This is a genomic window from Shewanella sp. UCD-KL12, from assembly GCF_001957125.1.
GTDB lineage: Bacteria > Pseudomonadota > Gammaproteobacteria > Enterobacterales > Shewanellaceae > Shewanella.
The window spans coordinates 106,570-133,383 of record NZ_MPHJ01000006.1 but is presented as its reverse complement, the minus strand read 5'-3'; the positions used below and the strand labels follow the sequence as shown (position 1 = coordinate 133,383).

At 44.9% G+C, this 26,814-nt stretch carries 8 protein-coding genes; 5 read left to right on the top strand and 3 right to left on the bottom strand.

The window, feature by feature from the left end; all coding sequences use genetic code 11:
• Positions 1-12 precede the first annotated feature (12 nt).
• The 4 genes from BM736_RS12770 to BM736_RS12755 all read left to right on the top strand — a co-directional run bounded on the left by BM736_RS12770 (position 13) and on the right by BM736_RS12755 (position 22,150).
• Positions 13-19,644 (top strand): filamentous hemagglutinin N-terminal domain-containing protein, encoded by a 19,632-nt coding sequence (locus BM736_RS12770; RefSeq protein ID WP_076412720.1) that lies wholly within the window; start codon positions 13-15, stop codon positions 19,642-19,644.
• A gap of 2 nt (positions 19,645-19,646) precedes the next feature.
• Positions 19,647-20,216, top strand: a complete 570-nt coding sequence (locus tag BM736_RS12765) for a hypothetical protein (RefSeq protein ID WP_076412718.1) — start codon at positions 19,647-19,649, stop codon at positions 20,214-20,216.
• A 288-nt stretch (positions 20,217-20,504) separates the two neighbouring features.
• Positions 20,505-21,173: an ATPase gene (locus BM736_RS12760; protein ID WP_076412716.1), complete on the top strand. Its 669-nt coding sequence runs from the start codon at positions 20,505-20,507 to the stop codon at positions 21,171-21,173.
• 188 nt (positions 21,174-21,361) lie between these two features.
• Positions 21,362-22,150 (top strand): ABC transporter substrate-binding protein, encoded by a 789-nt coding sequence (locus BM736_RS12755; protein ID WP_076412714.1) that lies wholly within the window; start codon positions 21,362-21,364, stop codon positions 22,148-22,150.
• Positions 22,151-22,213: 63 nt separating this feature from the next.
• On the opposite strand, the gene BM736_RS12750 is transcribed toward BM736_RS12755, so the two are convergent.
• On the bottom strand, positions 22,214-23,758 hold the full coding sequence (locus tag BM736_RS12750; protein WP_076412712.1) for a PAS domain-containing methyl-accepting chemotaxis protein: 1,545 nt from the start codon (positions 23,756-23,758) through the stop codon (positions 22,214-22,216).
• 362 nt (positions 23,759-24,120) lie between these two features.
• Here BM736_RS12750 and BM736_RS12745 point away from each other — a divergent pair, with 362 nt between their 5' ends.
• Positions 24,121-24,801 carry a DUF998 domain-containing protein gene (locus tag BM736_RS12745; RefSeq protein ID WP_076412709.1) on the top strand — a complete coding sequence of 227 codons (681 nt, stop codon included), beginning with the start codon at positions 24,121-24,123 and terminating at the stop codon, positions 24,799-24,801.
• Positions 24,802-24,861: 60 nt separating this feature from the next.
• On the opposite strand, the gene BM736_RS12740 is transcribed toward BM736_RS12745, so the two are convergent.
• Together BM736_RS12740 and BM736_RS12735 are read right to left on the bottom strand one after the other, a co-directional pair.
• A complete protein-coding gene (locus tag BM736_RS12740) occupies positions 24,862-25,716 on the bottom strand; it encodes a U32 family peptidase (protein WP_076412707.1) in 855 nt (284 codons plus the stop codon).
• 61 nt (positions 25,717-25,777) lie between these two features.
• Complete coding sequence (locus tag BM736_RS12735; RefSeq protein WP_076412705.1) at positions 25,778-26,779, bottom strand: peptidase U32 family protein; 1,002 nt, start codon at positions 26,777-26,779, stop codon at positions 25,778-25,780.
• Positions 26,780-26,814 lie beyond the last annotated feature (35 nt).

The window sequence follows — 26,814 nt, the reverse complement described above, 5'->3', positions numbered from 1 at the left end:
CAAGGAAAGCTGATGAATTACAAACTGCGTAAAATAACAAGCTACTCATTAATTTTTGTGATGACTTTTAATCCACTCCTGCTTGCTGTTCAAGCGAATGAGAGGAATGAAGTAGCGCTACAGATGATTAAGAGCGCAGGTGTTGAGGTCGACACTAATGCAAGTGGTAATAATCAAGCAGGCCTTAAGTATTCAGCTAATGGCACCTTGGTCATAGACATTGCAGAGGCCAGTAAAGCTGGTGTTTCCCACAACAAATTCAATAAATACAATGTATCTGCCAATGGACTAATTCTCAATAACAGCAGTAACCCCTTGATATCAGCTTTAGGGGGATGGACTGATGGTAACCGCAGGTTAAGCGGTGGCAGTGCGAAAATCATTCTTGCAGAAGTTACCGGCAGCTCAAGCTCAAGCCTTTTAGGTTATAGCGAAGTGCTAGGTAGTGCGGCAGAGTTTGTATTGGCAAACCAGAATGGAATTACATGTAACGGTTGTGGATTTATTAACACGCCAAAAGTCACCTTCACGACAGGAGTACCAGACTTTCTCGATGGCCAGCTACTTGGTTTTGATGTATCAAAAGGCAGTGTGGTATTTGATGGTACTGGAATGAATGCCAGTAATATCAGTCAGTTTGATATTTTGAGCCGAGCTATAATCCTCAATGCTGCTCTTTATGGTGACAACCTCAATTTAGTGACCGGAGTTAATTACTACGATTACACAACCGGTGAGATCACGCCAATTGTCAGTCAAGGGGGAGCAAATGTTGATTTTGCTCTCGACGCTTCAAGTCTTGGAGGTATGTACGCAAACAATATCACCTTAATAGCAACAGAAGCGGGGGTTGGGGTTCGAAGTGATGGTGTTTTTAATGCTGTCAATGAGATGGAGTTAACCGCTACTGGTGAGCTGAGACTTAAAGATACCATGGCAAATGACTCGTTAACCTTATCTTCTAGCCTCGGCGATATTGTGACCTTAGGAAGCACTTATTCTACAAATTTAGAGGTTAACACTGAGAAAGATTTAATTAACGAGGGAACACTGGCTGCTGGCGATGAACTCAATATTGTTGCCAATAACATATATCAAAATGGTGCTGTTTATTCAGGCTTAAACTTGCAAGGACAGTTAACGACTGGCGCGAGTTTGAATATTGATAGCCAAGGGGAGTTGGTTAACCAAGGCAGTATCGTTAATGCCTCTGATATCTCATTAGCTGCTTCAAGTTTGTCGAATCTAGCTGAAGGAACGCTGCAAGCTGACCGGTTAAATATAGACTCTGACATATTGGATAATCAAGGAAGTCTAAGTGCGAGTGATTTGACTATTAATGCTCAAGCTTTCGTCAACTCAGGTGATGTTCAGGCTGTAAATATCGAGTTTAATATCGATGCTCTTGAGCTCGAACAAGGAAGTATTTATCAGTTTGGCGAGTCGGGAATATTTAGTTTTGAAGGTCAATCGTTAACACTCAATAGTGGCATGCTAGTCACTGAAGGTGACAGTAATATTCATGCGGCTGATAGTATTGTTAATCACAGTGATTGGCTCTCTTTGGGCCAGTTGAGCGCTGAGACAAGTCAATTTACTAACAGCGGGACTTTCGAGGCAAAAGAGCAAACTAGTCTCTACGTGAATGACATTATGAACAGCGGTAACCTGCTATTTGCCGCTGAAGCCTCACCTGACATTCAAGTTATCAACACACTGAATAACGATAATGGACTGCTGCAGTTTAGCAGTGAAAATGTTGAGCTAAGTACAGACTCTTTGAGCAATAAATCCGGGAGTATAACCCACCTAGGCTCAGGTGAAATGAAGCTTGAGCTTACTGAGCGGTTAGATAACAGCCAAGGCATCATCTTAGGAAATCAAATCAATCTTACCGCGCCAGAAGTTAATAACCAACAAGGTATAGTTCAGGGAGATATCGTTGGCGTACATGCTCAAGATTTTGTAAATGATCAGGGGCTGACATTAGCTTCTGGGACGCAAGACAACAGCTTGGTACTCAATGTAACCCGTAGTTTAAGTAATGTAGAAGGGGTTATACAGTCATCAGGTCAGGCATTTAGTTTATCGGCAGAAGAGATAGATAACCAAAAAGGTCAGATTGTTCATATTGGGTCAGAGCTGCTAGCGATTGATACTAAGCACTTCAACAATGATGAAGGTTTATTGTGGGCTAATACCGACCTGTCACTTAGCGTACCTGTGTTTACTAATCAGCAAGGGCAGGTTTCTGCGGGTCATAGGCTTAATGTTACAGCTGATGAGGTGGTTAACCGACAGGGCTCTTTACTTGGACAGAGTGTCTTCATTGACACCGATAAACTGACAAATGATCAAGGCTATATAGAGGCCGAACAACAGCTATTAGTAGAAACAACAGAGCTGCATAACATTGTCGGTGTGTTAAGTGCCCAAAGCCTTGAGCTTAATGCCTTGGATATGACTAATACAGGCAGTTTCATCAGCGAGATTATTCAATTAAATGCATTAGGACTAGAGAATCAAGGCAGCATTATTAGTCAGTATGCCAATTTGTCGGTATCGCAACTAAATAATAGTGGATTAATTAGGGCTGTGAATGACCATCAAGCTGAAAGCAGTGAAACGGGAGAGTTAACCATTGATGCTGACAACCTCGTTAACCGAGGCAGCATAGTCACCGATAGTGATGATTTTACGTTAAGCAATCTACACCTAGATAACCAATATGGCACCTTAGTTCATAGCGGACAAGGCAAAATGACGATAGCGCCTCTTGCAGATTTATTAAACCAATCAGGGGCTATCTTTACTGCTGGAGCTTTAGAACTCGAAGCCGCTAATGTGAGCAATGAGTCAGGTTTAATCCAATCGAGTCAGCAAGCTAGATTGATTGCGGACAAGATAAATAATGATAGTGGCAATATCATGGTGCTAGATCAGGGCGCTATGGAAATAAGTGTAAGCCAAACTATCAACAACCAAGGCGGAAGGTTATCTGCGGGGACGATCGGTTTATCTGGCTCAGAGTTAATTAATAAAAATGGCGTAATTGAGGCTTTTAATCAGTCGGATCAGGCACTCAATCTCAATTTCGATACATTGCGCAATGAGGCCGGAGTCATTGCATCAATGGGGAATATGGAGATAGATGCAGAAGAGCTTACAAATACAGGCACGTTAGCCAGCAAAGGGCTTATGACATTAAATATGTCAGGATTGCTCAATACTGCTACTGCAGGGATTAGCGCCAGCCAGTTAGTCATGTCTGTTGATAATATTATTAACTTAGGTGTCATAGAAGCTGGGGATGCACAATTTAGCAGTGCTGATATTCGCAACCAAGGCATGATTTTAGTCGATGGGACGCTAGCGTTAGATACCGACTTACTTGATAACACTGATGGTCTGATACAAACGGGCCAAAATACTGTGCTAAATACAGTCAATTTCAACAATCAAAATGGTGTATTACTCGTAACCGGTGGCGATCAGGTAAGTATAAATGTTGAAGCACTATTAGATAACAGGCAAGGGATTATCGGCAGTAACGCAACCAATAACAGTGTGCAAGCGATACAGGTCAATAATAACCAAGGGCGTCTTGAATTTTATCAAAACCTCGAGCTCGAGAGCCAACAGTTGATTAATCATCATGGATTGGTGGCGGCAAATAACAGTATTTTTGATGTTGATGAAATAGATAACACGTTAAGCGGGCAGATAACTTCAACGGATAGTTTAGTGATTAACAGTCAGAGCATAGACTCTGATGGCACCATTTCAGCCGCTGAACTGAGCCTCACTACTGATAGTTTACGTCAAGGACAAAACGGTGAAATCCTTGCCGATAATGCCGACATCAATACTCATACTTTAACTAACGAAGGCGCTATTGTCGCCAATCACTTAGTGATCGACGCTACCCAAGTCACCAATCTTGGGCTGTTAGCTGGCAACACGGCTTTACAGCTTTCTGCCAGCCAGTTGGAGAACCTGAACGGAACCATCAACAGCCAAGGTGAATTGATTATTCACACCACCGCACTTAACAACATTGAAGGCAATATTCATGGTGGACAGGTAAGCATTACGGCCAATAGCTTACTTAATGAAGCTGGTGAAATTGTCGGGTTTGATTCTGAAGGGAAGTCTTTAGCTCTTAGCGTTACACAAACACTGAATAACCTAGGTGGAGTGATTTATGCTGGCGGTGGCGAAGCGATAATTCAAGCTGACTCACTACTCAACTCAGGTGCGATCACATTTGCAGGTCAAGGAGAGTTAAGTCTAGTTTCATCGATGATTTCAAATCTTGACTCTGCAATTCTAAGTTCAGCATCTGGGCTGATCATTAACACTGACGTATTGGAGAATAAAGGTGTTGTAGAGGCTGGCTTGCTAGACGTGATAGCCACTAATGTCGACAACTCAGGGAGTATTTTAGCTGGAGAGTTGGATGTAACGGCTAGCGAGCTCAAACATACCGGTGTTATCGAAGTGGGGAAAGGGCATGTTAATGTCAGCAACTTAATCAACGATGGATATCTGATAGCGAGTGAACAGGCACTGGCGAACATAAGTGCTGAGCAAACGCCTAGTTTAAATATCATCGCAACAAACTTAACCTCAACGGGAGTGATGAGTGCTGATAACCTCTCTATTCAAAGTGACTCAATCGCTAACCAAGGATATTTAGGGGCGTCAAACCTCAACATTGAGACTGACTCGTTAACCAATAACGCCGATATTGTTGCCGCTGGTGGGGCGTTAACCAGTGATACGCTGGTTAACCGAGGCAGTATCGCGTTAGTTGGTGCAGGCGAGCTCACAATGGATGTCGGCTCTGCTTTGGACAATCAAGATGGCCAAATATTTAGCCAAGGTCTGCTCGCTGTAAACACAGACTCATTGATTAACCTTGATGGGTTAATTCAGTCTGATGCTGGGCTTGTAATAAATGCGGTAGAAGTGAACAACACTCATGGAAAGCTGCTTGCCTCTGGTGAACAGGCATTAGTCATTAATGCCACTCAACATCTTAATAACCAAGCTGGCACGATAGCTGCGCAGCGGCTTGATATTACTGCTTCAAGCCTCGACAACTCCAGCTTGAACCAAGTATCTGGGCAGATATTAGCCAATGATATAGCAATTAACTCAGGAATTATCGATAACACGGGTAGCCAAATATTGGGCGATCGGGTTGCATTTGTCAGTAATAACCTTATCAATCAGCAGGGGCGAATCGAGGCAAAACTGGGGTTAGATTTAGCGGTTAGCCAATTATTCGACAATACCACTGGTGAGTTGGTCACAACGGCTGATAGTGCCACCATCAATGCTGGGCAATTGCAAAACCACTCAGGGTTAATCCTGCAGCAAGGCGGTGATAATCTCAGCCTATTGATATCAGATAGTGTGCAAAATACCGCAGGTGTTATTTCATCAAGCCAAGGTTTACAGCTTACAGCTAAAAGTATTGATAACCAGGGCATGATTAACGCAGATCTGTTATCTCTGAGTGCAACCAATATAGATAACCAAGCAAATATTCAAGCTAACCGAGTTGTTATTGAGTCCGAGGACTTACTTAACGCCGGTGTTTTACTATCAAGCAGTACCAGCCCTGAATCACTGGTATTGGATGTGACTAATGGCATCATTAACACTGGTTTGATCCAGAGTAGCGGTGACACTCTCACATTGACTCAAGCAATAGATAATACCAATGGCATGCTGGTGCATACAGGCAGTGGCGCATTAGCGCTAACTAGTTTGGTAAATAATCGTGGCCAGGTGTACGCGTTAGCTGATTTAGTTTTGTCTGGTGAAAGTTTAAACAACGATAATGGCGTGGTTCAGACACAAGGGAGCGCAAGTTTTACTGTCAACTCACTGAGTAACCATAATGGCGAGATCAGCGCCCAAGGGGAGAACCTTGATTTTGCAGTTCGTGATAGTTTATCTAATCAAGATGGCGTCATAATCACTGAAGGCGCTAAATTGGCGCTTCAAGCTGGCGATATTGTTAACCATAATGGTGTTATTGCATCAGCAAGTGATTTGAGTTTGAAAGGTGAAACGCTTGTTAATATAGCGGGGCTGATCCGCGCCGAGAATGACTTAACGATTGATAGCCTGCAGCTGAATAATAGTGCGGGTGTTGTCAGTGCCCAAAATGTGGCGTTATTGGGTAATAGGCTTGATAACCAAAATGGGATCATAGAGTCGTCTGCGAGTATGGCGCTTAGCTTTGCAGAGATAAATAACCAGTCAGGCATCGTATTATCGAAAGGGGATAGTTTTAGTTTTTCAGGCCTACTTGATAATAGCCAAGGAGGATTATTAGAGGTTAATAGTACTGATTGGAGTACGACTGGACAAACCATCAATAATCAACTGGGTGTCATACGCCATACAGGTAGTGGCGTACTAGACTTAGCCCAAAATGATCAGCTTAATAATCAACAAGGTACTATCACCAGTTTAGGTGATATTCATTTATCCTTGATTGGGGGCTTAAATAATCATCAAGGCATAGTTCAGGCATCATCAGATATTAGCTTAGATGCACAGAGCAAGATAGATAATCGCGAAGGCTTGCTGGTTGCCGAAGGCAAGTTGCATTTAAATGCTAGCTCACTCGATAACCAAAAAGGACAGGTTTTATCCGCACAGGGCGTTAATCTGACTCTCGTCGCAGATCTTAATAACCAAGATGGACTGATCTATAACCAGTCGGGTCAGGGCAAAATAAACCTAGCAAGCTTGAATAATAGCAATGGGGTATTGCTTCATCAAGGTGCTGAAAGTCTTTCTATTACTGCGAACTCGCTATCAAACGATGGCGAGATCAGCGCAAATAATCAACTCAATCTAGCGGTCACCGATCTCACTAACACAGGGGTCATAGGTAGCTCATCGTTAAACCTAGATACACAAGAGATAAAAAATACAGGCACACTCGTTGCCGAACTTTTGCAAATCAATACTATCGATTTGGACAACCAAAATGGCACCATCTATGCCAGTGGCGAGTTTGGTGAGTCATTAATTATCAATTCAGTTAACCAAGTAAACAATCAATCAGGCCTGATCCAGTCGATGGGACAAGAGTTAAAGCTCGCTTCTGGCATTGACAACACTCAAGGTGAGATTTTAATGCTAGGTAATGGATTGTTATCTGCGACTCATCTTATCAATGATAATGGTCAGTTGTTGAGCTTAGGCAATATAGCCCTATCTGGCGACTTGAGTAACCAGTCGGGAGTGGTTGAAGCTATCGGTGATGTCAACATCAATGGTGGTGATATCAATAACCTTGGCGGTAGTATTCATGCCACTAATCAGTTAACCCTCGTCAGCGACAGCCTGAATAACCAAGGTGGGCGCATAACAGGTGCGGGGACAGTATATCGCATCGATAGTCAAATCCTAGATAACAGTGGTAGCGGTTTACTCGCAACCGATGCCAATTCTATGTTGATTACTGCTAATAGCTTGAATAACCAAGGCGGCTCAGTGCTGCATCAAGGCGGTGGCGCGTTAACGCTTGATGGCGGCACTATAAATAACAGCGCCGGCAGCTTAGTCACACAAGGGCTGCTAGCCCTAACGGCTAACTCACTGGTTAATGACAATGGAATGCTCAGCTCACAAGGCAGTCAAAGCCTGACATTAGGTAGCTTAAGCAATGACGCTGGACGTATCGAATCGGCAGCTGATTTAACCCTGGCGCTGTCAGGCAATGCCAGTAACCAAGGGGGAATAATCTTCGCGGCTCACTCCATGGATTTAAAGGCCGATGGTGAGCTTGATAATACCAGCGGTGTACTGTTGACTGATGGGAATTTGGCTATCAATGCCGGATCTATCATCAATGATGGCGGTACGGTGCAGGCACAAGAAGTCAATTTAGACAGTGTGAGCAGCATAAGCAACAAGGCGGGGGCAATTTCAGCCAACCAAGTGACATTAGCTGCAACAGCGCTGGACAATACTGGTGGCACCATATTGGCTACAGGCAGCATGAATAATGCATTGAATTTGTTAGCCGTTAACTCCCTCAATAATACCCAAGGGATATTAGCCAGCTATGCCCAAAACTGGGACATGGTGTTAACGGGTTTTGATAATACCGACGGTAGCATTATTCATCAAGGACAGGGAACACTGACCTTGAGCCATAGTGGAACATTGCAAAACTCAGGGGATCTGCTGTCAAACGGTAACTTAGTGTTATCGGCGCAAGACACCCATAACCAAGGGCAAATTCAGGCAGCTAATGAGCTAACAGTGAATGGTGGGCTAAATAATAGCAGTACGGGCGTGCTGGCCGCCAACCAGGTAGGTGTCAATGCTGGTGCAGAATCAATTGATAACCAAGGCTATATTTCGGCGAATACCAGACTCGAGATGAGCGGCTCAGTCGTTGACAATAGTGGTTTGCTATACAGTCAGCAGGACTTACTACTTAGTGCTAACACTGTGGCGAATTTAGGGACTGTTTCGGCAAATCGTGTGACGGTAGAGGGGTTTGAACAGCTGAGCAATAGTGGCCGTATTGAGAGCGGCATTGCGCACTTTACTGGTGATGAGCTGAATAACGATGCTGGCTTTATCTCATCATTGACAGATCAGACGATGAATTTAAATCGTTTAAGCTCAGTCAATGGTCATATCGAATCGGCGGGTAACTTGAGTATCGAGTTACAAGGTAGCGCGAACAATCAGGCTGGGGTTATTTATGGCGCGAGCGGATTACAGATAAAGGCCGCTGACGGGTTCAATAATAATGCCGGAGTCATACTTGCAAATGGTGGCATTGATATCGAAGCCGGCAGTTTCTCAAATGATGCCGGCACAGTACAAGCTCAAAATGTCACTCTTAGTAGTACCAGTTATTTAAGTAACATTGGTGGAGTGCTCTCAGGTATTCAAGTCGCACTGAGTGGCGAATCATTGAATAACAGCCAAGGCACTGTGCTTGCAAGTGATGGTGCTAATGCCTATTTGGATTTAAGTGGCGTTCGCTCGGTTAATAATGACCAGGGCGCCATTTTGTTATTAGGTGATGGCCTGCTATCGGCGACGAATCTTGTTAATGATAATGGCCAGTTGCTGAGTTCTGGAAATATTGCTCTATCTGGCGACTTAAGTAACCAGTCAGGAACTGTTGAAGCCATAGGTGATGTCAGCATTAATGGTGGTGATATCAATAACCTTAGTGGCAGTATTCATGCCAATAACCAATTAACCCTCGTCAGTGACAGCCTCAATAACCGAAGTGGCCGTATCACAGGTGCGGGCACAGTATATCGCATCGATAGTCAATCCCTTGATAACAGAGGTGGTTTACTTGCAACTGATGCCAATTCGATGTTGATTACTGCTAACAGCTTGAGTAACCAAGGCGGCGCTGTGCTGCATCAAGGCAGTGGCACGTTAACGCTTGATGGCGGCAATATAAATAACAGCGCTGGCAGCTTAGTCACCCAAGGGCAGCTAGCCTTAACGGCGAATTCATTGGTTAATGATAACGGAATGCTCAGTTCACAAGGCAGTCAAAGACTGACTTTGGCTAGTTTAAGCAATGGCGCTGGACGTATCGAATCGGCAGCAGATTTAACCATGGCGCTGTCAGGCAATGCCAACAACCAAGGGGGAATAATCTTCGCAGCTAACTCCTTAGACTTAAGGGCTGGTGGTGAGGTCAATAATACCAGCGGTGTACTGTTGGCCGATGGCAATCTGGCTATCAATGCCGGGGCTATTATCAATAATAGCGGTACGGTGCAGGCACAAACGGTCAATTTAGACAGTGCAGGCAGCATTAGCAACAAGGCAGGGGCAATCTCTGCCAACCAAGTGGTGTTAGCTGCAACAGCGCTGGATAATAGCAGCGGCACCATATTAGCCACTAGTAGCGCCAATAACTCACTGAATATGTCGGCCGTTAATTCGCTCAACAATACCCAAGGGACATTAGCCAGCTACGCCCAGAACTGGGACATGGTGTTAAGTGGATTTAATAATGCTGGTGGGGCCCTTATCCATCAGGGCAGCGGCACTTTCTCTATCGCTAACTCTGGTAGCTTACACAATTCGGGGGACATAGTATCAAAGGGTAACTTAGCGCTTTCGGCAAATACGTTAAGCAATCAAGGTCAGATCCAAGCGGCCAACAGCCTCACAATAAACGGTGGATTAGACAATAACGCAAGTGGCGTGATCGTCGGTAAAAATATCAGTGTCGATGCAGGTAATAAGCAGATAGATAACCTGGGCAGTATTTCAGCCATCAATGGACTCAGTCTTAGCGCGGCCGCTATTGATAACGGTGCGCTGCTTTATAGTCAGCAAGATCTCAATTTATCTGCGGGGAATATTGCTAACTCAGGCACAATGTCTGCGAGCAACTTGTCTGCTAATGGGTTTGCAGGCTTTGAAAATAGCGGCCGTGTAGAAGCCAGTAATGCCAGCTTTAGTGGAACAAGGCTCACCAATGCAGCAACTGGAGTATTAGTAGCCAGTGGCAGCACAGCAAGTGCTTTAGTCTTAGGCGTGAGTGAACTGGTTAATCAAGGAACACTATATAACAGCGGCGCTAATATGAGCTTTGCAGGCTCTGTGACTAACAGTGGGCAGTTGATCCATGCAGGAACTGGCACTTTAGTCATAGGTGATAAGGGTAGCACTAACCTCAGTGGTGGTGTTGTTTCAACAGCCGGTACAGCCAGCTTGAAAGGTAATATCAGTGGCGCGGGAAGTCTCTATGCCGTTAAAGGTATCAATATTGATACTGGCAGTACCTTTACCAACACAGATAGTAGCCTCTATACCCAAGGCAACTTGCAGATCAATAGCGCAGTTGATAATCAGGGAGGCTCTTTAGTTGCCGACGGTACGCTGGCAATCAACACATCTGGCGCGGTGAATAACAGCAAAGGGGTGATTCAAGGCAATAACCTAGATATTACAGCCGGGTCGTTGAATAACAACCAAGGCACAATGACTTCGTTAGGTGGTGGTAGCGGACAGATCACTGCCACAACATTAGATAACACTGATGGTAAAATTCAGTCGAGTAACACTCACTTCTCCTTAAGCACAACCGGCGGCAATCTGACGAATACTGATGGCATCATCGCTCATAACGGCAGTGGTGTACTTAGTTTGGACAGTCAGCGCAATATTGAGCAGCAATCAGGACTAATACAAACCTCTGGTGAACTTAATATCACAGCTGGTGGGAATATCAATAATAACAATGGTGTCATTATTGCCAGTATGTTTGATATTGCATCCTCTGGTGCTTTTAATAATGCCAGCGGCCAACTGATCGGCTTTAACAGCGGAGATTCAAGGCTGAGTGCATCGTCAATTGATAATCGTCAGGGGATGATTTCAAGTGATGGCAATCGCTTATCTATTACTACTCAGGGCTTGCTTGATAACACAGGTGGTAATATCTCCTCGTCGGCAAATGGCAGCCTAAATATCACTGCAAGTAGCATAAAGAATAACAACAGCTCGAGTTATATCCTATCTAATGGTGCAATTAACATTGATGGAGCCGCGAGTCTATCCAACAGCGGTATCATATCGTCGCTAACGGGATTAAGCGCTAATGTCGGCAGTATCGTAAATAGTGGAACCTTGGGCAGCCGCAACGGTACTGTCACTTTGGATTTGACTGGACCGCTGACTAATACTGGCATGATCACTGGCCAAACAGGGCTGGATATTAGTGCTACTGCAATAAACAACAGTGGCGGTACATTGCAATCTGACGGTTTAGTGAAGCTAGACAGTCAATCGTTGAATATCGGCCTTATCAATGGCCAAGATCTGGATATTGTATTGCGCGGTGGATTAACCATTGCCAGCTCAGATACATTGAGCGCCAGCAGAAATATCACGGTGAATACCGGCGGTAATAACATCAACAACCAAGGCAGGATCACCGCGACGGGGCTAGTGGACATATCTGGCCAGAACCTAACCAATACTGGCAGCATCAGCGCTGGGGGGAACGGCTCGCTTAACTTTAACAATATCGCCAATAGTGGCACGTTAAGCAGTAATAGTACGTTAACGGTTAATAGTAATATCTCCAGCAATAGCGGCACAATTGCCGCAGCTAATACATTAGACATCAATGGTCATGTAACCAACACCAACTTACTGTTTGCTGGCAATAATCTCACCATAGATGGCAATGTTACAAATAGCAGCAGTATCTATTCAGCGGGCAATGCTTCATTGACCGGCACTATCACCAATAATGCAGGTTCGATAGCGGCGGTGAACAATCTAAGTCTTACTGGAACCATTACCAATAACCGTAGTGGCTCTACCACTTTTGTTGAGGGAGAGACGACGTCAAGCACCTCTGGGGGAGGCTATCCGAGCACTGGCGGCAGTTATAACTCTTCAGGTAAAAGGTATGCTTATCTAGATAAAACCACCAAAACAACAACAGTTTATAACGCAACCGCCACTGGCAGCACAGGCATCATTGCCGCAGGAGGCGATTTAAGCTTAAGCGGTAATATAACCAATAATTACAGTACTATTTCGGCTGGGCGAAATATCAGCTTATCTGGTAGCAACTTAACGAATAACACGGCTCAAAACAAAGAGATATCAGATGTTAGGGTGATTAAGGAAACCTGGGTTGAAACTTGTTTGCAGGGTAATTCTAAGAATAATCGCTATACCTGTTATGAACCCGGCATGCTGGTCAAGAGTAGCGAAGAGGAAACCGACAGATACACAGAAACCACTTATGTCGGCGGGGCGTACGGCACCATAGTTGCTGGAGGTTCAATCACTGGTAACCTGTCAGGTCAGCTAGAAGCCAATGATGCCTCACCAGAGACTGGAAACAAGTATAGCGCCGATACCCGTGCCAGTGGCTCTCGTGGAGCGGCTTCAAGGGGAAATAGCGCCGATAGCAATGGTCAGCAGAGTGCTTCAGTTGACAGCGTCAACGGCAGTAGCTTGAACACATCTGGGCAAGGGCGTAATGCCACAGGCCAAAGTGCGAATATAGGCACGAATGTGAGTGTCGCAGGAGAAAATCAAGCCGCTAATGGAGCCAATGAGGTGGCCATTAATGGCGGTGATGACATAGGGCTTATCGCACAGGAAAGTGTCGATAACAATGGCAGTCATTTAAGTACATCTGGGCAAGATATTAATGCCGAGGGCGTAGGCACTCATATAACAACAGATGTAGATCTAGTAGGGCAAGATCAGTCATTTAATGGTGCTAATGAGCTGAATATTGCGGGCAATGCTGATCACAGACTAAGAGAGAGTGACAGCGTTGAGGTTGTTAGCCAAGAGATCGTTAGCAATCAAGATGTGTCTTCATCTTTGCGTGGAAAAAAACAATACCCCACAGATAAAGGCAATTGGGCACAAGATAGAAGACTTGATGTCGATAATGCTACAACCAATGAGCTCAAGCTTACTAGTGAGGAAAACGACTCAGAGCTAGTATTTGCCAGTGTCGTGGAAACTGGTCAGCCAGCTTTGCTAGAAAATGACTACGAGGTGAACCAATATCAGAAACAGTGGCGCCCTCAAATCACGACGTCAGTAGAGTCCGGTGGTTACCACATGCAGGATGGACCGATAGCTGTCAACCCTGATCTGGTTGCTGCTGGCGATCAGGATTTAGGTTTAACACCCATAGATAGTATTGGCTTAGCCCCTGAAGAGCAGTTGGCTGGTAGAACAGGCGAGATAGCCATAGCGCGTCATGAAGATCAAAGCAGTGGTCCAGGAGGCTTTGGTGTTGAGGCGCAGTCACCAGAACATAATTACCAGATAGCACAAGCTGGCAGTTTAACTAGCGAACAGGAGATCACCGCCGCAGCAGAGACCTTAACTCAACTTGAGAGTAAGGTGCTAATGGAGCATGAGGGCAAGGTCAGGGACGAGCAGGTCAACGACGCCACAGAGGCGGTATCGGTTTCCGCCAATGTGTTTATGACCGACGACCAAGTTAAGGTATTAACCGAAGGCTTAGGTTTCGATAAAGATATTATCGATGATGGACAGCAACTCCTCTATGCCGCGGTCAGTCAAAATGATCTTTTACAAGATGGAGTGACCATCAGTGCTGGCACATACATGGATATTACTGCTGATGAAAGCATTAAGATTGATGCTGGAATTGCCGCGAACGATGGATTAATTCTACGAACCCAAGGTGACTTGCTCACCCAAGATACCACCTACTTTGATAGCGAACAGCTACTGGGTTTACAGATGGGCGGCGACTTTACTAATAGCGCTAACCTAAGCAGCGACACCTTATGGTTAGATGTCGGTGGCGACTTTACCAATGACGCGACGCTTAATGGCGACAGTCAATTGTGGCTCAGCAGCGGCGGCGATTTTACCAATAACGCTAACCTGCTCTCTGATGGAGCGCTGAGCATCAATGCAAGTGGTGACATTCTCAATCAACAAGGACTCATCGCCGGCAGTGACGTAATGCTCAACGCAGGTGGCGATATTATCAATCGCACTGAGTTTAGCCAAAGCACTCATCAGCGAGGCAAAAACAGTAATACCTACACCTTTATTGGTGAAGAGTCGCAGATAATCTCGACCAACAGTTTAAGCATGAACGCGGGTAATAACATAGACCTGCAGGGCAGTAGTCTAGCGGCCAATGGCGATATTAGCTTAACTGCGGCGAATGATATTTTGCTTGGCGCGGTCGAAAATAAACAGGGTAGCGAGCGTTACTTTAAAGGCGGTTATGAGATAAAACATGACACCAGCTACGATGTGGTTGATCTACGCTCTGGCGGTAACTTATCTGTGATTGCCGGTAACAACCTTCAATCAGAGGGGGCGCAGTTTATTGCCGCTGGTGATATCACCTTAGCAGCTGCTAATGAGCTAAACCTGAACGCTGTGACTGAGTCGCATATTGCCAGCAGCATGGAGACAGATAAAGGCTTTTTCTCTACTAAGGTGACGACTAGCTCGAGTCAGCACGATATTGTTCAAGGCAGCGTAGTGCAGGCTGGTGGGAACATTTTGCTTAACGCAATAGCGAATGCCTCTGGCCAGATAGCAGTGCAGCAAAGCGGCGATGTGAACATTATCGGTTCTATGCTCACCGCTGGTAGTGACACTATCATCGCAGGCGATAACATTAATGTATTAGCCCAAAGTTATACCGACTATGAGATGGCATCTAAATCTAAATCGGCTTTCTGGGGACTATCGACCAGCGCTGACCTTGATGCCGAGAAAACGCAAAAACTGAGCAGCAGTCAACTGGCCGCTAATGGTGATTTGACCCTTATCTCGGCAGATGACATCACCATTGCTGGCAGCGACATGCTTGCCAACGGCAATATCAATATCAGTGCATTTGATGAACTCTTGATCACCTCAGCCGAAGAGTCATCTCAAGTGGAGTCAAAAAGTGAGAGTGGCGGCCTATTTTCAGGTGGCAACTTCTTCTCCTCCAGTGAAAGCATGCAGGGGCAAAAGTCTACAACCGCTTATGGCAGCTTGCTCAATGCGGGCTCCGATATCAATATCGATGCTGGCAGTGCCACTGTTGTGGGCTCAGACATCTTTGCGACAGGTAGCCTAGGTGTGAGCACCGATATCGGTGATATTCAGGTGTTAGCGGCTAAAGAAACCACTGAAACCTATTCAAGTGAGCGTCAGCTTGAAGTCGGTTTTGGTGACTTGCTCAAAGGGCTCACCAATCCCACTGATGCCATTAAAGTTGAAGATGGTCAGCTTAAGCTCTCTATTGCCAATGCTAACTATGACAAGGTTGACTTTAGTAGCAGTGAGACCAGCCATAAAGGTTCAAGTTTGACGGCCAATGGCAACGTCACATTAGATTCGGTGGCCGATATATTGGTAGAGGGCTCAGATCTTATTGCCAACGCCGATGCTACAACGGCGGCTAACGATGCCACGCCAGGTGACATCAACTTACTTGCTGGCGGAAATGTCACTATCAAGGAGGCTGAAAACAGCTATGAAGAGAGCCTAGAGGAGGTTCATGGCTCAGCTGAGATGAGTGTGGTAGTGCAGCATCAGGCTGTCGAAGTCGCCAAAGCCGCTATTGCAGTTAAAGAAGCGCACGATCAGGTCAAGCAAGCCGAAAAGGATTACCGCACCTATAAAAAGGAGCGTGACAACCTAGAAAACAGCCTGACTCAGTTGGAAGCAGATTATAACAATGGTGTACCAGGTGTTAACTATGCCGATGTCATCGAGATGCGCGAGTTGCTTGAAGATGTGAAAAGCGATGAAGAGTGGTATGTCGCAGGGGTTGCTTTAGCGGCGGCCAATGCGGTGTCAAAAACCACAGGCCTTGTTCAACAGACAGCAGCAGCGGCAGCGAGTACAGGAACCTATGGGTTCAACGCAGGTGTGCAGCTGGACATTGAAGCCAGTCAAACTGAGAGCAACTTCGAGCAGACCACCTCATTAGCATCCAACCTCAGCGGCAACAATATCAATATAGCCACTGGGCTTAATAGCGATGCTTCAGTTAATAACGCCATTAGTTCGGTCAATATTCAGGGCAGTCATTTAGGGGCTAATAACGGTATTAATATCGTCACTGACGAACTTAACATCACCGCTTCCCGTGATACCAGTGCCAGCAGTAGTGAGACCCAAAATGGCAATATCACCATAGCGCAAACTGTGTGGGGCGCGGCAGGTGGGCCAACAGTCAGTGCCAGTTATGACCGTAATCAAAGCAAAGATAAGACCACTACGTATAACAATTCGACGCTAACTGGCACGGATATCAATATTACTACCTCGGGAGACACTCGTATTGAGGGCGGGAATCTCACGGCAGATAATAGTCTCAACTTAGATATAGGTGGCGACCTCTTGCTTGAGTCTAAGCAGAACAGAGCCAGTGGTAGTAATAAGGGCTTTGGAGTTAGCGGTGGCTTTAGCTTCGGTGGTGACACCAGCAAGAATACTGGAAAATCAGCGTCGACCAGCTTTAACAGTGTTGGTGACACAAGCCAAGGCGTTAGCAGCGTTAATGGGGGCCTTAATGCCAGCAATGGGCGTTACCAAAGCAAAGAAACAGTACTCAGCAGTATTACGGGTAGCGAAGTTAATATCGATGTCGCAGGTAATACAGCCATCAATGGGGCATTGATTGCCGCAGTTGATGCTGATGGAGCTGATAATGGCCAGCTAACATTTAGCACAGACACAATCAGCTTCACCGATCTTAATAACACCAGCTTTAGTAATCAGCAGAGTTTAGGGCTCAGTACCAGTGTCGGTATTAGTGACAAGGCTAATGTAAACGATCCAAACCAAAGCAACACAGATATGACCCTTAACACCAGTACCCTTAGTTATAGCAATGAGTCTAGCTATGACAAGAGCAAGACCTTAGCCACACTGGGTAATGGCGCGGTGACGATTGGTGGCGTTGAAGTTGGCACTGCGGCTAATGATAGTGCGGGCAATGATTCAGCTAATGATGAACTGCTTGCTGGGCTTAATCGTGATACTGACAATATCGACAAAGAGTTTTACAGTGTTGACAGGCAGCAGGGCAATGTTGATCTAACAGTGGATCATCGATTGTTGAGTGAGGACGGTAGGGCGCAAATCAAAAATGACTTTGTTGACACTCATGAGTTTGGTGAAGATATCGTTGCGGCTGCAGGCTCACTCAATGAGAGTGATGCGCTAGGATTATTGGATTTCTGGAGCGCATTACACAATAACGCACAAGCAACAGATCTTAAGAATGACCTACTTAGAAATCCTGAAAATGCCTATATTCTTGAAGGGTTAAAGAGTGGTGACGGTGATGAGTACGCTGCTGCCATGCAAGAACTTGGAGCTTTAGCACAAGACAAGTTTGGTCTCGAGCTAACAGATGTGACCTTGTATGACGGTAATCAGACCAGCAGTGAATCACTGATGAATATGCTGGTAACTGACGTTAAAGGTGGCGTTGTTAATGATCCAAACAACGAGCATAACGGCGAGATCTTTATTGATGCGGGTGATGGAGCTAGCAAAACTGATTTAATTGACACTTTAGGTCATGAAACTATCGAGCTGCAAGCTGTACAGCAAGGTGGAGAGCATGATGATACTCAAGAAGCTTTAGCAGATGCTTTTGGAGTACAACTCGCGAGCCGAGTCGATCAAGCCGCAGGAGGTGACTTAGATAGTACAGGAGGCGCTGGGTTTAATGACTCGTTGAGAAATAGTCAGGCTGTGGCATCTGGTACCCAAAGAGCTGATGAAGTTGGTGGGGCGAATGTTGAGCATAGTCGAGTTCGATTAGATGAAGCTCAAACTCTTGACCGCATTAGGGGGGCGATAGGCAGAGATACAAGTCTAAGTACAGAAGAGCAACTGATAGCGCAAACCCAGGTTAATGCTCTCGCTTGTGCGGCAGTCAGTTGTGCTGACGGAGTGCCTACAGATGATCCCTTGTATAAAGAGCTCAAAACCCTACAAAGCATGGGGGAGGGGTTAAATGACCAAGGAGTAACGATTGGAGCTCTGATCGGTGAAGAGGAGGCTGGACAGTTTGAACGTGGATTTATGGATATCTATGTAAATGACACGATTCAATCCCTCGATGAAGAGTTGACTGTAGTAGGTGGGGCTGGTCAGGCGGTTGCTGGGGCTTTAGGTGTTTACGGTGGTGGAACTTTAGCAGTAGCAGGAGGAGTTGGATGCGGACCATCTGCTGGTTTATCTTGCTTATTGGTTCCTGCCGGTGCGGCTGTCGCTGAGTTTAGTCGTCAAGATATGGTTGCAGGTTTTGACAAAGTTACTGGTGATTATCAGCATACAGAAGGAGGTGCTGTTGCTGATTCACTTTATGTGGATAATCACCCTGGGGAAGTTAACCCTTTACTGGATCTAACAGTAGGCGCTGGCGTTTCTTCATTGGAAGCTTTGTCGGCTAAGGTTGGTGGCAAGCTACTGGGGTCAGCGCTTGAAAAGTATAAGGGGGGAGATGGGGAGAGCCTTCCTAGTGGGTATACCAAGCATGAAGATGGTTCGATTACTGGGCCAGGAAATGGGAAAGCAACAGATAGCGGTATGAGAACGGCTGATGGCTCTACTATTTATAAAAGAGACAGTAAAGGGCATTACTATATTGATGAAAATGGTAAGCAACAGCCAGTAAAAACCGGAGATAAGGTAGACTTACAAGCGGCAAGACAATTCCATAATCAGCGTCAAACGGATGCAGCTTCAAGTTTAAACATGCAAGGTGCAGACACTGTTTCTGAAGTAACAATCAAAAACTCTGATGGTGTGGTCGCACGGACGGATATTGTGGTTCAAGGGAAGAGTAACGGTACATTAGATATACCAGAAGGCTTTAGTGCAACTGATATTCATGGTAACCCCGTCACTCAAATTCCGTTAGACGCTAATGGTAGAGCCATGGTTGAAATCAAAACAGGAAGTGCTGATTTAACAGCCAATCAGAAAGCTTGCTATGGCGATGCTTGTGGAATTGGTGGCGTGACTGGTCGTGGTAAAAAAGCTGATGATGTAGAATTTAGGGATACCGATGCACCAAATATTGTTATTATTCTGCGAGATAAATCAAGAGGATCTTAAGTATGTTACAGAAAGTGGAAGTGCTAGCCTTGTGTAAAAAAATAGCACTGGACTATGAGGGGTGGGATTTTACTGCGGGTGCGTTTAAGGATAAACGCTTAAAACATACTATAAAGTTAGTAGATCCATTGTGGAGCTTCAGCCCTGGCTCAGCACTCGCTCAACCGATTGCCGGAGTGGCGAATAAAAAGGTTGATAAAATCTATAAAGAATCAGTGACTAAAACAGATTGGACGCACCGAGTAAGACATAAAAAATTTTTTGAGGGTTATGTTGCAGGATTTCGAATTTACGATTTAGTTGCTGACGATGCTGAAGCTAGGATTAGAAAAATTCTTGATGAAGGTATCGAGTTACTAAATAAGACTTATGATTTTAGCTCAGAGGAAGCGTTATTAAGAAGTATTCCCTTTGAGATTGAACAAGTTTCAGGTGTTAAGAACTGCATTATTCAAGGGTATTTAGGAAACACTGAATTTATTCGTAAGTACTATAACGAAGAGGTGGAAACGGAATATCCAAAGCGCTTAGATGATGTTAAAAAAGTGATGGAGTATCTTGGTCTAGAATAACTAAGACATCCATAACTATAATTGCAGGTTCCCTCTGCATGAAATTAATAGCACCACCCATAGTTAATCGCTCAAATTTACTCTCCTACAAAGCTTTAGATATTGGCCGAGGTAGGAGCTGTTTATGCCCCGCCCGAGAAGCGCGAAAATCAGTATCTAAGACACGCCTTTTTATAGAAATAACACAGCCTGCAGTAATTTTTGCTGAATAGTTCAAAAAGCCTCGCTAAAATCAGAACCCTTCCATTATTAATCGCTTAGCTAATCGGAGTAGTACATTTGAGTGCGATGAAAAAAAATATCATTATCAGCTGGTCATCAGGTAAAGACTCCACGCTGACGTTAGAACGCTTAATGGAGTCTGAGGATTATCGTGTAGTGGGCTTATACACCACGCATGTTAACGGCGAAGTCCCTTTTCAGGTGACGCCGATAGAGGTGGTGAGGATGCAGGCCCAAAGGCTTGGCTTGCCATTGGTGACCATTGAGCTACCAGAGGTTTTCCCTGCAAATGATGTCTACCAATCTTTAGTCATTGAAGGTATTAAATCATCCGGGTTAGCAATAGATGGCATAGCTTTTGGAGATATGTTTTGTAATGGCATTGTCGATTATCGCAAGAGCTATGTAGAACCAGCAGGGTATGAGGCTGTGTTTCCACTCCTAGGAGAAGATAGCCTAGTGCTAGCACAAGAGATCATCAGCCGAGGCATCGAGACTGTGATTGTCACTATTGATAGGCAGGCACAATTAACAGAAGCGTTATGTGGACAAACCTATACCAGTTCATTGATCGAGTCTTTAGGGGATAATGTCGACCCTTGCGGTGAGGACGGTGAGTTTCATACCTTAGTGATCAACAGCCAGTATTTTTCAGCGCCTATTAAGATAAAACCACAAAGCATAGAAACTGGTGAACGATTCAGCCACCTGCGTTATCAGGCTTTATCTGCCTAAAATTAATTGTAATAAGAGGTTGAGCTGAATGAGCTTCCTCCTCTTTTTACCCTCTTTCTTGCCGTTATCTCTCTTTCTCCTCTAGCTACTCATTATTCACCTCTTGTCATAGATGCAATATTGGCTGTGATAGCTAAACTTGATAGATAGAAGGCAGCAACTGCTGTTGTTTGTTAAGTGAGTCGAAGATGCAATTCAAGTTTAGGTTTTTAGTGCTTATCACTTTTCTGTTTCATCTGCTTACTTCACCAGTTCTTGCTAGTACTGAGCCCCCGTTAGCGATCGCTTTTGTTGAATACCCTCCCTACCATTTCACCCAAGATGAAAAAGTTGAAGGGGTATCGATTCGCATCATCGAGGAGGCTTTTAGACGAATAGAGACGCCTATTGAGTTTAAAGCTATTCCTTGGAGTCGCGCGCTTAACTGGCTAAAAGCTGGGAAGATAGATGCCATGGTGGGTGTATTTATGCGGGCTGACAGAGAGGAGTATATTGATTACAGTACGATGCCACTGTCCAAGGCGCAGATACATCTGTTTGTTACTGAAGATGCCAATATTGAATACAGTGAAGATTTAACGCTGCTTAGCCATCTCACCTTTGGCGTTAAAAAAGATTTTAGTTACGGACCTTACTTTGATGATTTAGTTGCCCAGAAGAAACTCACTAAGCTTAACGTAGATGTGGGGATCCCTCAGTTATTGGTGAAGCTATGCACTGGGGTCACAGATATTGTCGTAGGTGAGAGGGGGAATACTGAGTATGTGTTTAACCAGCTTAGTAAACAAACCAACCCACAATTTGAACGCTGCAAACAGATAATTGCGCTAAGCCCTGCTATTGACGCACGGTTGGCTTATTTGGCATTTTCTAAAAAGAATCGCCTTTCGGACATTCGCGAACAGTTTGATGAGGTGATGAGATTGATGAAACAAGACGGTAGCTTGCAAAGGATTGTCGAATCTTATCACCCATAAAAGTCACTGACCTCTATCCCTTCGGAGCATGTCCAGACAAGCACATGCTCCACTGACAAAACCTTAACCGAAGGTGTCTCGCATACTCTTAGCTTTGTCGGCATTGAGCTTTAACTCAAGTACCGAGTCTTCAACAGTTTGCAGTGCTTGCAAGTTTTCATTGGTGGCTTGACTGATTGCGTGAATGTTTTGGTTAATCTCATCGACAACATGTTTTTGTTGATCGGCTGCCACCGAATTTTGCTGCGCTAAGGAGTGAATGGTACTGACAGCTTGATAGATGGTATCAATCTTCTCCGACGAGCTTTGGGTATCGTTAGCGCATACTTCAGCTTGTGCGCGGCTTTGATCCATCTGATTAGCCCAACTGGTGATCATAGAGAACATCTTATCGACGCTCTTTGAGATACTGTTGGTCGACTCCTGTGTTCGACTCGACAAGGCTCTTACTTCATCGGCTACTACAGCGAAACCACGGCCTTGCTCTCCGGCGCGTGCAGCCTCAATAGCAGCGTTGAGGGCCAGTAGGTTGGTTTGTTCTGCAATCGCATCAATTTCAGACATGGCAGAAGCGACTTGCTCAGCTTCCTTGTTGAGCATATGTGCATTCGCGGCAGCTTCTGTTACGGCAAGGGTTAACTTATCGATGTTTTGCGTATTCGATTGCATCTTAATGCGGCTGTCACGGCAAAGCTGATAGGTTTCGTCTATGCTGCTTGAGGTTGATTGTGTATTGATAGCAACCTCACCTATGGTTGAGCCCATCTCCTCCATGGCACTGGCAATTTGTTCTACCTGCTGGCTTTCCTGATCGAGCCCTGCGTGAGTTTGCTTTGCAGATACAATAAGTTGTTGGGCTATTTCATCGATATGGTTGGCATTATCTTGAGAGCGGCCAAGCACGCCTTGCAGCTTGGCTCGTTGCATCATCATTTGAAAGTCGAGCAGTGAAGAGGTATCGCGGCCACAATAGATAAATCGGCTAACTGAGTCGTAGCCAGCCTTCATTTTCATCAGTTTAGCGGGGATCTTAAAGGCTTCATCATAGAAGATAGCAAGGTTGACCCCCATCAAAATAACGCCAGCTAAGATCACCCCCCAGCCCCAGATAAATCCGGCAATGATTAGCCCTGTTGTAGCCGATATACCAGATAGAATGCGCTTTTGATTTAAGCTCAGTGGATCAGAGACCCTTTTCCCTGAGTTGATACGCTGATATATCTTTTCCGCTTTGCGGATCAGCGTGTCGCTGGCTTTAATACGTACCGATTGATAGCCGACAATTTCACCTTTTTCAAACAGCGGTGAGACAAAAGCATCGACCCAGTAGTAGGAGCCATCTTTGCACCGATTCTTAACGATGCCGCGCCATGATTGGCCTGCATTAAGCTTGTTCCAAAGTTCTTTAAACGCTTCAGCAGGCATGTCAGGGTGGCGAACGACGTTGTGGCTGTGCCCAATTAGCTCTGATTCACTGTAGCCTGATATATCAACAAATGTTTGATTGGTATAGGTGATCACACCGCGCTTATCAGTGTTTGAGATCAGTTCATCGCCTGAAGATAACGTAATTTCACGCTTGGATGGATGGCCTTGGGTACTTGTCATTATTATTTTTTCCGTTCAAAACTACCAAATCAAAATTAGATTTTTTGTCGGCTTTTTATCAGGTGAGTGTACCATTTATGTAGCTGTTTTGTTGGGGGTTTCTGTGTTTGTTATCAGCTTGGAGGATAACGCTAATATAGTGACTTTTCGCTAAGTTATTTACTGTTTTTTATGAGCTTAGTAGATTAAATCTCTGGTGTAGTTACTTTTTTTGGCTATGCTATTTAAAGTATTGGTAATATTGACATTATATTGGTGCAATGTTTTTATTTTAGAATTGTTAGAAATCTGTGCTAGACCTCGGTAAAAAACTTTGCTTCCATGTATGTTAATGGAGTAGGTGATGAGTGAATTAAGGAAAAATGGTAGAGAAGAGTAGAAAGTTAACCAGTCTCGGTTTTAAGTTTGGTGCGTTAGGAGTTGCTGGTATTTTTATCGGTTTACTGTTGACCGTGCTGGGCTATCAAGACTTTGAAGGTAAAGGTTTTAATTTTTTTAATCACACCCTGAGCGAACTCGGTCACTATGGACACTCGCCATTTGCCGTTGTGTTTAATGGAGGCTTGTTTTTTGGTGGTTTAAGTTTAATTCTGTTTTGCCTGTTTTCTATTCAACTTATTGATAATAAGGCATTATATCCGTTATTTCTCTCTTTAGTGTGCACCTTTATCGCGCTGGCTGCGGCGGGGCTTTTTCCTGTTAACGTTTATCATCTGCATACCGCTGCATTGAAGTATTTTTTCTATTTTGGTAGCTGTAGCTCTTTTCTCTATATGGTGTATACGCTGATTAAGGGCGGGCTATTCTATTCTCGTTGGAATCTAATAACCGGGTTAATGACCTTTATCAGCTTTATGAGTTTTTTATTGCTGTCTCATAAGTCGCTTGGGTTAACGACCGCTGATAGACCTTTTTACCAAGAGATGGTGATGAGCTTACCTCGGCCTGAGATATGGTGGCCAGCAACATTAGAATGGATAAGTTTAGCGGCGTTTATTTTGTGGGTGATGGGCATGATTAATAGTTTGAGAAATAGAGTTTAAAGCAGAAGGTAGAGCAGACTCGAAGTTTAACGACTCAAGTCTGCTAATGTCGGTAGTAAATTATACCTTATTGAACCCAGCCTCTTGATGCCAGTAACCATTACAGCTGGCCGCATCAGAAATGATAAGGTTACTCTGCTTTTCAAGTAACTTATCAGCAAGAGAGACACTTTCCATGCTTGATGGCGATACTCTAAAGTAGTCTATGCCCATTTGCGTCATACTTGCCAACTCTGGAGACAGGTCGATACACGCTGCTGACTGGGTTTGAATTCCATTGAGTCTCAGTAAGGGCTGCGACTCCTGAGTCTGCGCCAATAGCCCTGCAGGGTTTTCGATACAGATGGTTTGGCACTTATCTTTTGTTAGACCTTTATGCCTTGCTGTAAAACAGCGAGCCGAGAGGGCTAAGGGGAGAAAACCGTGGCCGAACACTTCAACTTCAAATGCTGGAGTCTCTTCAGATAACACGTGCGACAGCCAGTTTTTCGATAGCTCTACAGGCATCACGAAGCGTTGCATTCCCCACTCTTGTAGTTTCTTTAAGCTCGCTAGGTTGTAGTTATTTACCGTTGGGCCGCAGACAAATGGCAGGTTTAGCTCTTTAGCGGCTTGTACTGCGCCCATGTCATTAGCTTCGATAATAAATTCACCATTATCTACCTGCTTTTTGATCTCTGTATATTCAGAAGGCGCCTCTAGCAATGCTAAGGTTGAAATGACCACCTCTTTGCCTGATTCTCTGAGCATATTGGCAAGTGCCATATAATCAGAAAACTTAAGCTCTCTTCGGCGACTACAGATAACTTCGCCTAAGTAAACGAGCGGGATATTGCTTTGTGCTACTGACTGGTAAAACTCAATAACGCTTTCTTTTGGCCAGCAATATAGCAGCGGCCCCAGTGATACTTTCATCTCAATTTTCCTAAATCTTTTTTCGTGCTAGCAGTGCAATATTGATTTTTATTTGAATCGTTTATTGCCAAGTACGCTCATAAGCACCGAGTGTCGTCGTTTGCCCCTCAGAGACCTTTGCAAGCGCTCTGTTCCACTCATCTTGAGTTTGATAGCTATCTGGGTTGGTAAGATAGGTATCGATGGCGCGTCGCCAAACGGAAGTGACCTGTTCGACATAGGCTGGGCTGCGCTGTCTGCCCTCAATTTTAAGCGAGACCACTTTTGCTTTGGCAAGCTCCGGTAGCAGACTCAAGGTATTTAAGCTTGTTGGCGACTCGAGCAGGTGAGTGGGCCGTTGATCTGCTTCAGTGGTATAACGGCCTTTACAGACGACAGGGTAACCCATCTGCTCATCGACGCCGGATTTATCAATCAGTACTTCATTGAGTCGAGTGAGTCGATCGCCGCCTTGTTCTTGCCAGCGAACATGGTTAGCAGGAGAGCAGGAGCCGCCCGTATTTGGGGATTGACCAGTGACATAAGAGGAGAGGTGGCAGCGCCCTTCAGCCATGATGCATAGGCTACCGAAAGCAAACACCTCTAAATCGACAGGGGTCACTTTTGACAAGTCTCTGACTTGTTTCATCGACAAGACTCTGGGCAGCACGGCACGCTCAATATTAAACTCCTCTTTATAGAGTTTTAGTGCCCCTAAATTGGTCGCACTTGCTTGCACAGATAAGTGTAGTGGCAGGTGCGGATAGTGAGTGTGGGCATAATCGAGCATTGAAAGATCGGCTACGATGAGCGCATCTATTCCTGTATTTGCTGCGATATCTACCGCCTCATACCAACGCTTCTCTTCGCCAGGTTTTGGGAAGGTGTTAATAGTGAGAAAGAGTTTTTTCCCTCGGCTTTTTGTATATTCAGCCGCTTGTTGAAGCTTTTTGGGAGTAAAGTTTAAGCCTGCAAATGATCTCGCGTTAGTATCATTTTTTAAACCTAAATAGACAGCATCCGCTCCTGCATTCAGTGCAGTTTTAAGCGACGCCAGATTGCCTGCCGGACACAGCAGTTCCATATATATACTCCGAATAGCTCCCAAATATTTGAAAA